Below are 14,680 nucleotides of genomic sequence, written 5' to 3'. Positions count from 1 at the left end.
CCCTCAGTAAAAATTATAAAGTGTTCGCTATAATTTATCAATATTTTCAGAAAACATTAATAAATTGTGATATATTCATATAATAACTAAGAAATTTTTACAAATATATTAAAAAAATTACATAATATGACTAAATATTGAAAAAATATTGAATTTTTAATAAAATTCAATATGTAATACATATTTTTTATTAGGGGAGGAAATAAGGGATGAAAAAGAAACCATTTAAAGTGTTATCAACAATTGCTTTGACAGCTGCTTTAGGCCTTTCATTTGGCGCTGGAAGCCAATCTGCGTATGCAGAAACGCCTGTGAATAAGACAGCTACGAGCCCAGTTGATGACCACTTAATCCCAGAAGAAAGATTAGCAAATGCGCTAAAAAAACGTGGGGTAATTGATCAGTCAGCTTCAAGTGAAGAGACAAAAAAAGCGGTCGAAAAGTATGTAGAGAACAAGAAGGGTGAAAATCCTGGCAAAGAACAGGCAAATGGGGACCAACTTACAAAAGAAGCATCTGACTTTTTAAAGAAAGTAAAAGATGCAAAGGCAGAGACGAAAGAAAAATTAGAGCAGCCAGCAAACGGGACTGCAGCAGGAACAGGTCCAGTTAAAGGCGGACTAAATGGTAAAGTACCAACTTCACCAGCAAAACAAAAAGAGTATAACGGTGAAGTTCGTAAAGATAAAGTACTCGTTTTACTTGTAGAGTACGCTGATTTCAAACATAACAATATTGATAAAGAACCTGGCTATATGTATTCGAACGATTTTAATAAAGAACATTATGAAAAAATGTTATTCGGTAACGAGCCGTTTACGTTAGATGATGGAAGTAAAATTGAAACGTTTAAACAATATTATGAAGAACAATCTGGTGGTAGCTACACAGTGGATGGAACAGTTACAAAATGGTTAACAGTTCCAGGTAAAGCAGCTGATTATGGTGCAGATTCTCCAAATGGCGGCCATGATAATAAAGGACCAAAAGGACCACGTGATTTAGTAAAAGATGCACTAAAAGCAGCTGTAGATAGCGGTATTGATTTATCAGAGTTTGATCAATTTGATCAATATGATGTAAATGGAGATGGAAATAAAAATCAACCAGACGGTTTAATCGATCATTTAATGATTATTCATGCGGGTGTTGGACAAGAAGCTGGTGGCGGTAAATTAGGCGACGACGCAATTTGGTCACATCGCTGGACAGTTGGACCAAAGCCATTCGCAATTGAAGGAACAAAAGCGAAAGTTCCGTATTGGGGCGGGAAGATGGCTGCATATGATTACACAATTGAGCCAGAAGATGGCGCAGTTGGTGTATTCGCACATGAATATGGTCATGACTTAGGTCTTCCGGATGAGTATGATACACAATATAGCGGTAATGGTGAGCCGGTTGAAGCTTGGTCTATTATGAGTGGCGGAAGCTGGGCTGGTAAAATCGCAGGAACAACGCCAACAAGTTTTTCACCGCAAAATAAAGAGTTTTTCCAAAAAACAATCGGTGGTAGCTGGGCGAATATCGCAGAGGTAGATTACGATAAGTTAAACAAAGGTATCGGTTTTGCAACGTATTTAGATCAAAGTGTTACGAAGTCGGATCGTCCAGGTCTGATTCGTGTTAACTTACCAGATAAAGATGTAAAAACGATTGAGCCAGCATTCGGTAAACAATATTATTACAGCACAAAAGGTGATGACCTTCACACAAAAATGGAGACACCGCTGTTCGATTTAACGAATGCAACGAATGCGAAATTCGATTTCAAGTCATTATATGAAATTGAAGCAGGTTACGATTTCCTTGAAGTACACGCTGTAACAGAAGACGGTAAACAAACGTTAATTGAACGTCTTGGTGAGAAAGCAAATAGTGGAAATGCAGATACGACAAATGGAAAATGGATTGACAAATCATACGATTTAAGTCAGTTCAAAGGTAAGAAAGTGAAATTAACATTTGATTACATTACTGATGGTGGTCTAGCATTAAATGGATTCGCTCTTGATAATGCGTCATTAACAGTAGACGGTAAAGTTGTATTCTCAGATGATGCAGAAGGTACACCACAATTAAAATTAGATGGTTTCGTTGTATCTAATGGAACAGAGAAGAAAAAACATAACTACTATGTAGAGTGGAGAAACTATGCTGGTGCAGATAAAGCATTGAAATTTGCTCGTGGTCCAGAATATAACACTGGTATGGTGGTATGGTATGCGGATTCAGCTTACACAGATAACTGGGTGGGTGTACATCCAGGACACGGTTTCCTTGGTGTAGTTGATTCTCACCCAGAAGCAATTGTAGGAACTTTAAATGGTAAACCAACGGTTAAGAGTAGTACACGATTCCAAATCGCTGATGCGGCGTTCTCATTCGATAAAACGCCAGCTTGGAAAGTTGTATCTCCAACGCGTGGAACGTTCACGTACAATGGTTTAGCGGGCGTACCGAAGTTTGATGATTCTAAGACGTATATTAATCAGCAGATTCCAGATGCAGGACGTATTTTACCGAATCTTGGTCTGAAGTTTGAAGTAGTAGGACAAGCTGATGATAATTCTGCAGGTGCTGTTCGTTTATATCGTTAATACAGTAAAACTACCGAGGGATTTTCTTTCGGTAGTTTTTTTTGAGCAATGAATTTTATATAAAAGAAAAAGTTATATATAATGTAACTTTACGAATAAAAAAGTTTTATATGTTGTTTCTATATAAATAATGAAAGAACTGGATAAAAATAGTGGGAGAAGGTGAATGAATGAGTATTTCTTCTATTGTAAATAAGCAAAAGGAATATTTTTATAAAGGACATACGAGAAGTGTAGAAATAAGAAAGAGTAATTTACAGAAGCTTTATGATGGCATTCAGCGTTTTGAGGATGAAATTTTTCAAGCACTGAAAGTAGATTTAAATAAGTCAATTCACGAATCGTTTACAACTGAAATCGGATATGTGCTAAAAGAAATTTCTTTTCAAATGCAACATATTTCATCATGGAGTAAACCAAGACGTGTTCGAACAGCTCTTACGCATTTTGGATCAAAGGGGAAAATAGTACCAGAACCGTACGGTGTAACGCTTATTATCGCACCATGGAATTATCCGTTTCAATTAGCAATCGCGCCTCTTGTTGGAGCCCTAGCAGCGGGAAACACAGTTATTTTAAAGCCTTCTGAGTTAACGCCAAATGTTTCAAAGGTTCTTGTGAAAATGTTAGAAGAGTTATTTACAGAAGAACTTGTGGCGGTAGTAGAAGGTGGTGTTGAAGAAAGTACGGCTTTGTTAAAGGAACCATTTGACTATATTTTCTTTACAGGTAGTGTTGGTGTGGGGAAAGTTGTCATGGAAGCAGCGGCGAAAAATTTAACGCCTCTTACGCTAGAACTTGGCGGGAAAAGTCCATGTATTGTACATAAAGATGCAAAGCTAGATGTAACGGCAAGACGTATTGTTTGGGGCAAGTTTTTGAATGCTGGGCAGACATGTGTAGCACCTGATTATATGTACGTTCATTCGTCAGTGAAAGAACAGTTAATCAAGGCATTGCGACATGAAATTGCAGAGCAGTATGGAAAAGATGCTTTACAAAATGACAGCTACGTACGAATTGTGAGTGAGCGTCATTTTGAACGTTTATGTACATTTTTACAAGACGGTAATCCAGTGATTGGTGGGAATTATAAGAAAGAAACGTTACATATTGAGCCGACAGTATTAACAAATGTTACATGGCAAGACTCTGTGATGGAAGATGAAATTTTTGGCCCGATTTTACCAATACTAGAATATGACAAAATAGAAGATGTAATTGAAACGATTCAGCAACATCCAAAGCCGTTAGCACTATATGTATTTTCTGAGGATAAAGGTGTACAAGAGAAGGTTACTAGAAATATTTCATATGGCGGAGGATGTATAAATGATGTTGTATATCATCTTGCAACGCCATATTTACCTTTTGGGGGCGTTGGAAGCAGTGGATTAGGAGGATATCATGGTAAAGAAAGTTTTCGAACTTTTTCCCATTATAAAAGCATTTTGTCCCAATCTACAGCGTTCGATATGAAAATTCGTTATTCTTCTACAAAAAGTGCTTTAAAATTTATACGAAAGTTGTTAAAATGATGATGGTGTTTATCAGTAGGCGTAGCCGTATGATAAAAGCCCCTTCGCAATGGAAGGGGTTTTTCTGTTCGACATATGTATCGTGCGAAAATGAATCAAACATACTACATAAAGAATAGAAGAGAACGCTTGCTAAATAACCATTTTTGTTTGGATCGAAACAAAAAATAGTCTATAGAACATAAATATTTATTCATGAATATAAAAATTTAAATTTAAGGTAGATAGGACGGGAAAATGAAAAAGATTATTAAAGTTGAAGCAGTAGAAAAACATTTTGGAAATCAAGTGATTATCCCACCTCTTTCTTTAGACATTAAAGAAGGAGAATTTTTAACGATTTTAGGACCGAGTGGTTGCGGGAAAACGACTTTACTTCGTATGATCGCGGGTTTTGAAACTCCAACTAAAGGGAATCTTTTATTAGACGATGAAAAAATTAATGATTTGCCGCCGTACAAGCGTCATATGAATTTAGTGTTCCAACATTACGCACTATTCCCACATATGAATGTCGAAAAAAATATTTGTTTCGGTATGAAAATGCAAAAAGTACCAGCAGCAGAACAGAAAGAACGTGCTGAAGAGGCAATGCGTTTAACGCAGTTACTTGAGTTCCGTAATCGTAAACCTTCGAAGCTTTCTGGTGGGCAGCAGCAACGTGTAGCAATTGCTAGGGCAATTGTAAACAACCCACGTGTATTACTATTAGATGAGCCACTTGGAGCGCTTGACTTTAAGTTAAGAAAAGATTTGCAACGTGAATTGAAAAACTTACAACGTAATTTAGGAATTACGTTCATATATGTAACGCACGATCAAGAAGAAGCGATGAGCATGAGTGATCGTATTGTCGTTATGAATAAAGGGCATATCGAACAAGTCGGCACGCCTAAAGAAATTTATAATCAACCGAAAACGTTGTTCGTTGCAACGTTCATCGGTGAAAATAATATCGTGAAAAATGGGGAAAACTACGTAGCAGTTCGCCCTGAAAATGTAAAAGTTCGTTCGGTTGAGCAACCGATTTTAAAAGAATACCATCTTGGGCATATTGAAGATATTGAGTTTGTTGGAAATATGGAAAAGCTTTATGTACGTGATGAGAAAACATCGGAATTACTAATGGCATACCAAACTGCTGAAGAAGCAGCGCAGTGGAGCATTGGAGATAATGTATACGTAGGCTGGGAGCAAGAGGACGAGGTGACCTTAAATTGAAAAAAGGGAAATTACTCGCATTACCTACGGTCACGTGGCTGTTAATCTTTTTCTTATTTCCGCTTCTATTCGTATTAGCATTCGCCTTTTTACAGCGCGGAGCATACGGGACAGTGGAAATGCAGTTTACGCTAGATAATATAGTGCGTGTGTTTGATCCGCTGTATATGGGTACGTTATGGGAAACAGTAAAGATAGCTGTTATTACAACAGTACTATGTTTATTAATCGGTTATCCATTTGCGTATACAATTACAATTGTTGATCGTAAATATCGTTCCATTCTATTATTATTAGCAACGATTCCATTCTGGATTAACTTCCTTGTTCGTTCATACGCATGGATTGTTATTTTACGTTCACAAGGTCTTGTAAACACATTGCTATTGAAACTAGGTATTATTAGTGAGCCTTTAAATTTACTATATAATACACCTTCTGTAGTACTAGGGATGGTTTATTCTTTATTACCATTTATGATTTTACCAGTGTATGCGGCTATTGAGCAGCTTGATAAGCGCAAGCTAGAAGCAGCTTATGATTTAGGTGCAACACCAGTAAAGGCATTTTGGAATGTAACATTACCGATGACAATGTCAGGAGTTGCTACTGGTTCTATTTTAGTATTCGTTTCTTCTATTGGAATGTTTGTTGTATCAGATGTAATGGGCGGATCGAAAGTAGCATTAATCGGAAACGTAATTCAAAACCAATTCTTAGGTGCGCGTGACTGGCCGTTTGGTTCTGCGTTATCAATTATCGTTGTTCTATTCTCTGTTCTGTTAATTTACTTATATTATCGTGCAACGAAGGTATATAAATATGATGAGAACGGAGGGGAATAGGCAACGATGAAGAAGTTTTTAGTTTCTTATTCTTGGTTAATTTTATTATTCTTGTATTTTCCAATGATGGTTTTAATGGTATATTCCTTCAACGATTCCCGTATTAATGCGGAATGGGAAGGCTTTACATTCCATTGGTATACAGATTTATTTCAAAAACAAGATGTTATTGATGCGTTTATAAATAGTATGACGATCGCGATTATAACGACGGTTGTAACGACCATTCTTGGTGTGATTTTTGCGATTGCATTACATCGTTATAAATATCGTTTTGAAGGGGCTATTAACGGCCTTGTATACTTACCAATTTTAATTCCTGATATTTTAATGGGATTATCTTTACTAATCTTATTTAGCCAATTAGGTATCGAACTTGGACAAGTAACGATTATTATTGCGCACATTACATTTAGTATTTCATTTGTTGTTGTTATTTTAGCGGCACGTCTTTCTAGTATGGGACGTGATTTAGAAGAGGCTGCAAATGATTTAGGTGCAACACCGTGGCAAACATTTCGCTATGTAACATTTCCAGCCATTGCGCCGGGAGTTGTTTCAGCAGCACTATTAACATTCACATTATCAATTGATGATTTTGTAATTAGTTTCTTCGTATCAGGACCAGGATCAACAACATTGCCATTATACATTTACAGTATGGTTAAGCGTGGAGTATCACCTGAAATTAATGCTCTTTCTACAATTTTAATTGTTGTTATCGTAGGATTAATGGTTTTATCTGAAATCTTCCGTAACAAAGGTGCAGATGGTGAAGAAAACTCTGGAGGACACCTTCCTTTATAATACGAATGATATAGAAAGTACGAGGGGGTAATAAACCGATGAAATTAATGAAGAGATTAGCTGGTGCAGCAATTAGCTTCAGTCTTGTTGCAGGTGTACTTGCTGGTTGCGGCGAGAAGAAAGAAGAATTAAATATTTATAGCTGGGCTGATAATTTTGATGAGCAAGTTCTAAAGGATTTTGAAAAGAAATATAACGTGAAAATTAACTATGATAAATACGCAAGTAACGAAGAAATGCTTGCAAAATTACAAGCTGGCGGTGCGAAATACGATTTAATTCAGCCGTCTGATTACATGGTTAAAACAATGGCGAAAATGGACTTATTAGAGCCGCTAGATAAGAAGAATATTCCAAATATCGAAAATCTAGTTTCTAATTTTAAAACACCTCCATTTGACCCAGAGAATAAATACTCTCTAGTATATACTTGGGGTGTAACAGGAATTGCATACAATAAAAAGTATGTGAAAGAAGCACCTACAAGCTGGGCTGATTTATGGAACGATAAATATAAAGGACATGTTACTTTATTAAATGATTCTCGTGAAGTATTAGGAATGGGACTTAAGAAAAACGGTTTCTCTAATAGTACAAAAGACGATGCGCAGTTAAAGACGGCAGCTACTGATTTACAGAAGCTACTTCCAAACTTACTAGCATTTGATACAGATAACATTAAACAAAAATTCATTACTGAAGATGCGTGGATCGGGACTGTATGGTCTGGAGACGCAGCATTTATCGCAAAAGATAATAAAGATGTAGAATATGTTGTACCAAAAGAAGGCGGTACAATTTGGGCTGATACGTTAGCGATTCCAAAAGGTGCAAAACATAAAGAACTTGCAGAGAAGTTTATGAACTACTTATTAGATGAAAAAGTAAGTGTGAAAAACTACGAGTCAATTGGTTACAGTAATCCAAATGAAAAAGCTCGTTCTCTTCATAGTAAAGAATATCGTGATAACCACATGATCTTCTTATCACCAGAAGAATTAAATCGTACAGAATGGCTTGTTGATGTAGACGATAAGTTAAAAGACTACGATCGCTACTGGACAGAGTTGAAAACAAAAGGTAAATAAGTAAGAAAATGCGGTTTCTGAATAGAAATCGCATTTTTTCATAAGTAGGAGGAAATCGTTTGAAGAAAAAGTTACATCGATATGAGTTCATGTGTATGATTTTATTACTTGCTTTATTCGGCATTATCGCTTGGAGAGTACAAGCATGCGGAGTTACAGCAGTGGATACATATGTCCGCGGGATGGTAAAAGGATTACAAACAGAAGGCTCACTTACATTCTTCACATACGTTACAAAGTTAGGATCTGCAATTGGAGTTATAACGACACTAATTATAAGTTTGCTCGTTTTTTGGAAAAAACGTTATTATGCTGCTATGATTGTGTATCCAATGGCTATATTAACGACACATCTTGTTACTAAAGGGATAAAAGAAATTGTAAAAAGAGACCGTCCGTCATTAAATGAGGCACTTGACGCACTTGGATATAGCTTCCCAAGTGGACATGCAATGCTATCTATTATGACATTTGGTTTTCTTGCCTATATCATTGCTGCCAATTTGAAGAGTGTAGCTGGGAAATGTGGTATTACGATTTTGCTGGGCATATTAATTATATTGATTGGATTAAGTAGAGTTATTTTAAATGTTCATTATCCGACTGATATTTTAGCTGGTTATTGCGTAGGTGGGATTTTGTTAATTATAGCGATTTATTGTCATCGTTTACTTACCGAGAGGCTTCAGCTTAATAAAGAGAGATAGAAAAATGTCTGGAAAAACTATCATTATAGTGTTTCCAGACATTTTTTGTTTATACAAAGATATGATACAGTATAAGTGACAATGGAATTATATAAAGTAGGTGGAAATGTGTGAAGACAAATGTACATAAAATTGATAAGTGGGGGAAGTTAGGGGCTTTTTTGTATAAATTCCGTTATACAGTAATCGTAGCATTAATAGTATTAGCGATAGCGCTCGGTATTTTTGCTCCGAAACTTCCAGGAGTATTAGGTGGTGATGGTTTCCAAACGGAAGGAGATTATCAAAAGACGAAAGAAATTTTAGATAAAGATTTTAAGCAGTCTCAGGATACACTTTTACTCGTCTTTGAGAAGAACAAGGATGCTTCACATGAGGAGTTTCAAAAAGGTATAGAGGGAATTATAAAACATATTCAAGAGAAAGAAACATATGAGTCTTTCCATCATCCAATAGAAAATAAAGAGATGCTACAAGATGATATCGGTTATGCGACGATTTTATTTTCCGGGAAAACAAATAAAGATCGAATGGAAAAGACATTGCAATTTGCTGATGAAATCAAGAAAGAAAGTAGTGCAGTATTAAAAGTAACATCGACAGGGTATCCGAAAATTAATCAAGAGATTAATGAAAGAACACAAAATGATTTAAAAGTAGCAGAGATGATCGGTTTACCTATTGCTTTTCTCGTACTATTATTCTCATTTGGGAGTCTGCTTGCGTCTATTTTACCGATTTTAAATGGGCTACTAAGTGTAATTAGTACGATGGGGATTTTATATTTTATCGGTATTGATAAAGAGCTATCTATTTTCGTGTTAAATGTTGCACCGATGATTGGGCTCGCATTATCAATTGATTTTGCACTGTTATTTGTAAATCGCTTTCGAGAGGAAGTTGCGAAGAGAACAGTGAAAGAGGCAATCGCGATTACGTATCAAACCGCGGGACGCGCTATCGTATTTTCAGGGTTATGTGTATTCGTCGGTTTATCCGGTTTATTTTTCTTTAAGATAGACTATATTCAATCTGTTGCCATTAGCGGGATGATTGTTGTCATTATGAGCATTTTATTTTCACTCACACTCCTTCCTGCACTGTTATCTTTAATCGGAAAAAGAATATTAAAAAAGAATCAGGTAGCACCTACTCCATCGAATGTATGGCGTAAATTTGCGCAGTTTGTAATGAAACATCCAATCGTAATGATTGTTGCTGTTACAACATTTATTGTTATTTGCTTATTACCACTACGTACAGCTAATTTGCAGTTTCCTGGTGTCGAAGCATTACCAGAAAAGAGTGATACGAGAGTTGCATTTGAGAAGTATGAAGAAGCCTTTAATAAGACTGTCAAAACACACGCCGATGTTACTTTAGTAGTAGAGACGAAGAATGATATAACAGAAAAAGAAAGCTTACAAAAGGTAGAAAATGTCGTTCAAAAGTTAAAAGATGATAAGCAAGTATATAAGGTGAAAAGTGTATATAACGAGCTAAATGGAATGAAAGCAGATCAAGTTGCGGGAATGTTAAAATCACCGGAAGCGGCGAAAATAGCTCCTGTATTTGAAGCGTATACGAAAGGGAATAAGACGACTATTCAAGTTTTCCTAGATACAAAACCACGTACGGAAAAAGCTAAACAATGGGTTCGTGATTTCAAAAAGAATTATAAAGAAAACGATGTTACTTATTATTTAGGCGGGATGACAACGTTCCAACAAGAGTTAGAAGATGAAATTAAAGATAAAGTTGCAATTGGTATGTCTGTTATATTTGGATCAACCTTTGTTATTTTATTATTCGCATTCCGTTCTATACTCATTCCAATAAAGGCAATTATTATGAATGTACTTAGTTTAAGTGCAACAATTGGAATTGTTATTTGGTTATTTGAAGGTGGTCATTTCGGATTAGATGAGAGTTCAGTTCTATTTGTTTTGCCAATCTTCATTTTCGGTCTCGTATTTGGACTAAGCATGGATTATGAAGTATTTCTTATTTCACGAATCCATGAGTTATATGAGGAAACAGGAGATAACGATCAAGCAACGCTAGAAGGGCTTGTCTCGACAAGCCGCATCATTACGTCCGCTGCTTTAATTATGATTGTTGTTACTGGTGCATTCGCCTTTACTGATATTTTACCAGTAAAGCAGATGGGTATTGGTGTTGCGTTAGCGATATTTCTTGATGCAACAATTATTCGACTTATGCTTGTACCAAGTCTAATGAAATTGTTTGGAGATTGGAACTGGTGGTTACCATTTCGAAAGAAAAGAGAAAAATCATCGTAAAAAATACTCATCTATAAGATGAGTATTTTTTTATGAATAGCAAGGCCTATATTTTGCAAATAGTATGTGATAAGAACAATACATACAAGTAGGTGAAGGCAATGTTTCGTTATTTTAAGTTTAAGCTAAATGATACAGTACAGTTTGCGGAAAACGATGGGCATATGTATCGCATTGTCGGTTATCGGTTAGAAAAAGGGTTTTATCCAAAAGATGAATGGACTCATATTATATATGAGTTGCTTAGAGAATTTGACGGGTATACGATGGATGCGGAAGAGGAGGAACTTGTAAAGGTTATTCAAGTAGAAGAAGAATATTACAAAATACAAGAAGTATCGGGGTATCGTTATCCAGTAAAAATGAAGCAAAAACAGCAAGTTATGAAAGTAGAGAAGATAGACGACTTATTAGATACGTACAACGACTATAAACGATTGGCAGATTTCTTTAAAGATTTATCGTATGAACAAAAAGCTGAAGAAGTGTTGCAGGAAATGAAAAGGATTAGAGCGTAAAGGACAGTCTGTTTGTAGGCTGCCCTTTATTTTTGACGGTGCATCATATAGTGTTTTCCGTTACAATAGGGGAATCAATAGAAATAAGGTGATATAGTATGGAAACGAAGAAAAAGGGCGAATGGTGCGAAATTACGGTTCCAGCGATATGGAATGGTATAAGCATTGAGTCGTTGTTAAAAGTAGAATGGGAAGTACCGAAAAAGTTATTACATCAGCTTCGTATGGAAAAAGGCGTTACAATTAACGGCGAACAGAGGAGATGGAGTGAACTTTTAAAAGAAGGAGATAAGTTGCAAGTTCATATGTTTATGGAGGAGGAGTACGGCGTAGAGCCGGTATACGGTGAATTAGATGTAGTGTTTGAAGATGATCACGTAATCATTGTAAATAAGCCGGAGCAAATGGATACGCATCCTTCTGAAAAAAATGGGACGGGAACACTTGCAAATCTTGTTGCTTTTCATTTTCAAATGCAAGGTTTAGAGACGAAGGTTCGTCATATTCATCGGCTAGATAAAGATACGACAGGCGGAGTTGTATTCGCGAAGCATAGAATAGCTGGTGCGATTATGGATCGTCTATTAATGGAACGAAAGATTAAAAGAACGTATACGGCACTTGTTGAAGGGAAAGTAAAAAAGAAGCAGGGCACAATTGACGTGGCCATCGGAAGAGATCGACATCACGCTACAAGGCGCCGCGTATCTGAAAAGGGTGACCAAGCTATAACATATTATAAAGTAGAGAAATATTTTAAGAAGCAAGATACTACCCTTGTAACGTTACAATTAGAAACCGGTAGAACCCATCAAATCCGCGTTCATATGAGCTATAATGGAAATCCATTAGTTGGGGATGTATTATACGGTGGACAAACAAAATATATGCCCCATCAAGCGTTGCATGCGATGAAAATTAACTTTTTGCATCCAATTACGAAAGAAGAGATCGAAGTTGAAGTACCGTTCCCTACAAGTTTAAACAATAAAATGAAAGAATTTCAAAGAACAAATGCGTAAAATGTAAGTTTTACATTGAGAAAGGTAGATTTTTGCAGGGATTTCTCTAAAAGAGGCGAAGCCGTAAAGAGAAAAGAGAGGTGAGAATCACTTGGTCAAATATAAATATATACTAGGAATATTTTTCGCTTGTCTTTTATTTACTCTATGCCTCTATCCATATTTATCAAGTCGCATGGCAGTACATTGGAACGAGAGTGGTGTGCCAAACGAGTTTATGAGTAAACAAGTTGTTATATTATTTATTCCTTGTCTTATTATTTTCTTACATGGATTAGTGTATATTATTTCACATAATATATATAAGTTTAATAAAGGAGAGCAGTTCATTATAAGTGGATTTATAAAGAGTGTTACTTTATTTATGTTGTTTATCCATATGCTCATTCTCTTGATTAATTTAGGAAATATTATATCCTTTCAAACAGGACTAACAATTGGAATTAGTATGTTTCTTTTTATGCTTAGCAAAGAGTTTAAAAAGGCGAAGGGTACTGAGAAAGAACCGATTAAATTACAAAAAATTCGTTTAGTTAGTAGACGAATCTTTCAAGTGATGGCATGCAGCATATTGTTGTCGTTATTTTTGAACTTGAAGTGGGGATTTTATCTGTTAATTAGTGTAATAAGCTGTGGGTCTATTTTGTTTATGTTCTACATTTTATACGCATACATATTAGAAAGTTATGAAACATAGAAAAGAGTCTTCTAGGAGAAGACTCTTTTTTTCTATTTACTTCGTAATAAATTGTTGTGTCCAGTAGTTTCCGCTTTCTACATAGCCAACACCGATGTGAGTGAAGCCGCTATTTAAGATATTTGCACGGTGTCCAGCACTGTTCATCCAAGCTTGTACAACTTCTTCTGGTGTACGTTGACCTTGAGCGATGTTTTCACCCGCAGATTTATAAGAAATACCAAATTTCTTCATCATGTCAAACGGAGACCCGTATGTAGGACTGTTATGATCAAAGTAGTTATTCTTTTGCATATCTTCAGATTTAATACGTGCTACTTTGCTTAATTCGGTATCGATTTTTAATGCTGGTAAGCCTTGTTTTGTACGCTCTGCGTTTGTTAATTCAACAACGCGTTGTTCGAATTCGCTTAAAGATTTTGCTTCTTCAGCAGGCTTTTGCTCAGCAGGTTTTTGTGTTTCGTTTTGATTGTTATTGTTTTGTGTACCGTTATTTTCAGCAGGTTTTTGAGCTTCTGGTTTAGCTGTTTCTTCAGCAGGCTTTTGTTCTACAGGTTTTTGTTCTACAGGTTTTTGTTCTACAGGTTTTTGAGTTTCTGGTTTAGCTGTTGGTTGTTCAGTAACAACATTTTCAGTAGGCTGTTGACCAGGAATGAAGCAACCTTGTTGGAACTGTCCTTGATTCCATTGTGCTAAAGATTCGATTCCCATAGATTGTAAGAATGCTTGTAATTCTTGTTGGCTCATTTGCTTCATAACAACTCTAGAATGCTGAATATTTTGAACCTTTATGTTAGATGGTTGTACTGTTGCAGCTTGTGCATCTAAAGATGATACTCCTAGAGTAAGAGCTGTTGCAGCAGCTACAGATAATAAAACACGCTTTTTCATGATGTGTGTGTCCCCCTATGTAAAGTTTTAAATTGTTTTCACACGATTTGTTTTTGACAGCCTGTCCGACTGACAAATTTATCGTAGCATATAATTTGCAAGAAAAAAGATGGAAAAAAATTCATAGACTTAAAATTTACCTAATTTATCCTAGAGTAGTAGAGAAGAGGAGAGAGGAGAAAGCTAGAGTATAAAAGGAATTTTCCGCATTTTCATCCTTACTAAAAATGGAGATTTTTTGGATGAAGTTTCCTATATGAAAGAATGAGAATCCTATTGTATCAACGGTTCATGTGTTTTTTTGAGGAATATACTGGATTGTTTTTTACAAAACTGTAATGTTTCTGTTGTTCTTTTTTATTATAAAGTAACATATTCTTAATTTTGTAGCGGACAAAAAAGCGGCTATCTCTTTACATAGACGGAAGAGATAGCCGTTTTCC

General features: G+C 35.9%; 12 protein-coding genes. 11 read left to right on the top strand and 1 reads right to left on the bottom strand.

What is annotated here, in order from left to right; translation table 11 throughout:
* Positions 1–209 precede the first annotated feature (209 nt).
* The 11 genes from inhA1 (at position 210) to MR109_RS10860 (ending at position 13,346) form a co-directional block, all read left to right on the top strand.
* Positions 210–2,600: a M6 family metalloprotease immune inhibitor InhA1 gene (gene inhA1, locus MR109_RS10910; RefSeq protein ID WP_048369545.1), complete on the top strand. Its 2,391-nt coding sequence runs from the start codon at positions 210–212 to the stop codon at positions 2,598–2,600.
* A 170-nt stretch (positions 2,601–2,770) separates the two neighbouring features.
* Positions 2,771–4,138, top strand: a complete 1,368-nt coding sequence (locus MR109_RS10905) for an aldehyde dehydrogenase (protein WP_048369543.1) — start codon at positions 2,771–2,773, stop codon at positions 4,136–4,138.
* 237 nt (positions 4,139–4,375) lie between these two features.
* Positions 4,376–5,359, top strand: a complete 984-nt coding sequence (gene potA, locus MR109_RS10900; protein ID WP_025151015.1) for a spermidine/putrescine ABC transporter ATP-binding protein PotA — start codon at positions 4,376–4,378, stop codon at positions 5,357–5,359.
* Positions 5,356–6,204 carry a spermidine/putrescine ABC transporter permease PotB gene (potB, locus tag MR109_RS10895; protein WP_025151014.1) on the top strand — a complete coding sequence of 283 codons (849 nt, stop codon included), beginning with the start codon at positions 5,356–5,358 and terminating at the stop codon, positions 6,202–6,204. The genes potA and potB overlap by 4 nt, the downstream gene beginning before the upstream one ends.
* Positions 6,205–6,210: 6 nt before the next feature.
* Positions 6,211–7,011, top strand: a complete 801-nt coding sequence (potC, locus tag MR109_RS10890; RefSeq protein ID WP_048369540.1) for a spermidine/putrescine ABC transporter permease PotC — start codon at positions 6,211–6,213, stop codon at positions 7,009–7,011.
* A gap of 38 nt (positions 7,012–7,049) precedes the next feature.
* The gene (gene potD / locus MR109_RS10885; RefSeq protein ID WP_048369538.1) at positions 7,050–8,099 is read left to right on the top strand and encodes a spermidine/putrescine ABC transporter substrate-binding protein PotD; all 1,050 of its coding nucleotides are present in this window, start codon (positions 7,050–7,052) and stop codon (positions 8,097–8,099) included.
* 59 nt (positions 8,100–8,158) lie between these two features.
* The gene (locus MR109_RS10880) at positions 8,159–8,806 is read left to right on the top strand and encodes a phosphatase PAP2 family protein (RefSeq protein ID WP_242272074.1); all 648 of its coding nucleotides are present in this window, start codon (positions 8,159–8,161) and stop codon (positions 8,804–8,806) included.
* Positions 8,807–8,916: 110 nt separating this feature from the next.
* Positions 8,917–11,109 carry an MMPL family transporter gene (locus tag MR109_RS10875; RefSeq protein ID WP_242272073.1) on the top strand — a complete coding sequence of 731 codons (2,193 nt, stop codon included), beginning with the start codon at positions 8,917–8,919 and terminating at the stop codon, positions 11,107–11,109.
* A gap of 101 nt (positions 11,110–11,210) precedes the next feature.
* Positions 11,211–11,627 (top strand): hypothetical protein, encoded by a 417-nt coding sequence (locus MR109_RS10870; protein WP_002170941.1) that lies wholly within the window; start codon positions 11,211–11,213, stop codon positions 11,625–11,627.
* A 98-nt stretch (positions 11,628–11,725) separates the two neighbouring features.
* Positions 11,726–12,649, top strand: coding sequence for an RluA family pseudouridine synthase (locus tag MR109_RS10865; protein WP_242272072.1), 924 nt, complete (start codon positions 11,726–11,728; stop codon positions 12,647–12,649).
* 91 nt (positions 12,650–12,740) lie between these two features.
* Entirely contained in the window at positions 12,741–13,346 is a 606-nt protein-coding gene (locus tag MR109_RS10860; RefSeq protein WP_098304884.1) for a DUF1648 domain-containing protein, read from the top strand.
* Between the two features lie 36 nt (positions 13,347–13,382).
* On the opposite strand, the gene MR109_RS10855 is transcribed toward MR109_RS10860, so the two are convergent.
* On the bottom strand, positions 13,383–14,237 hold the full coding sequence (locus tag MR109_RS10855) for a CAP domain-containing protein (RefSeq protein WP_002170944.1): 855 nt from the start codon (positions 14,235–14,237) through the stop codon (positions 13,383–13,385).
* Positions 14,238–14,680 lie beyond the last annotated feature (443 nt).

It is taken from the genome of Bacillus cereus group sp. BfR-BA-01310, from assembly GCF_022664325.1.
In the GTDB taxonomy this organism is placed as follows: Bacteria; Bacillota; Bacilli; order Bacillales; family Bacillaceae_G; genus Bacillus_A; species Bacillus_A paramycoides.
The sequence above is the reverse complement of the archived record's forward strand: the minus strand, read 5'-3'. Positions and strand labels throughout refer to the sequence as shown.

Coding starts and splice junctions, on each gene's coding strand:
- inhA1 (WP_048369545.1), top strand. CDS start 210: ATGAAAAAGAAACCATTTAAAGTGTTATCAACAATTGCTTTGACAGCT.
- MR109_RS10905 (WP_048369543.1), top strand. CDS start 2,771: ATGAGTATTTCTTCTATTGTAAATAAGCAAAAGGAATATTTTTATAAA.
- potA (WP_025151015.1), top strand. CDS start 4,376: ATGAAAAAGATTATTAAAGTTGAAGCAGTAGAAAAACATTTTGGAAAT.
- potC (WP_048369540.1), top strand. CDS start 6,211: ATGAAGAAGTTTTTAGTTTCTTATTCTTGGTTAATTTTATTATTCTTG.
- potD (WP_048369538.1), top strand. CDS start 7,050: ATGAAATTAATGAAGAGATTAGCTGGTGCAGCAATTAGCTTCAGTCTT.
- MR109_RS10870 (WP_002170941.1), top strand. CDS start 11,211: ATGTTTCGTTATTTTAAGTTTAAGCTAAATGATACAGTACAGTTTGCG.
- MR109_RS10865 (WP_242272072.1), top strand. CDS start 11,726: ATGGAAACGAAGAAAAAGGGCGAATGGTGCGAAATTACGGTTCCAGCG.
- MR109_RS10855 (WP_002170944.1), bottom strand. CDS start 14,237: ATGAAAAAGCGTGTTTTATTATCTGTAGCTGCTGCAACAGCTCTTACT.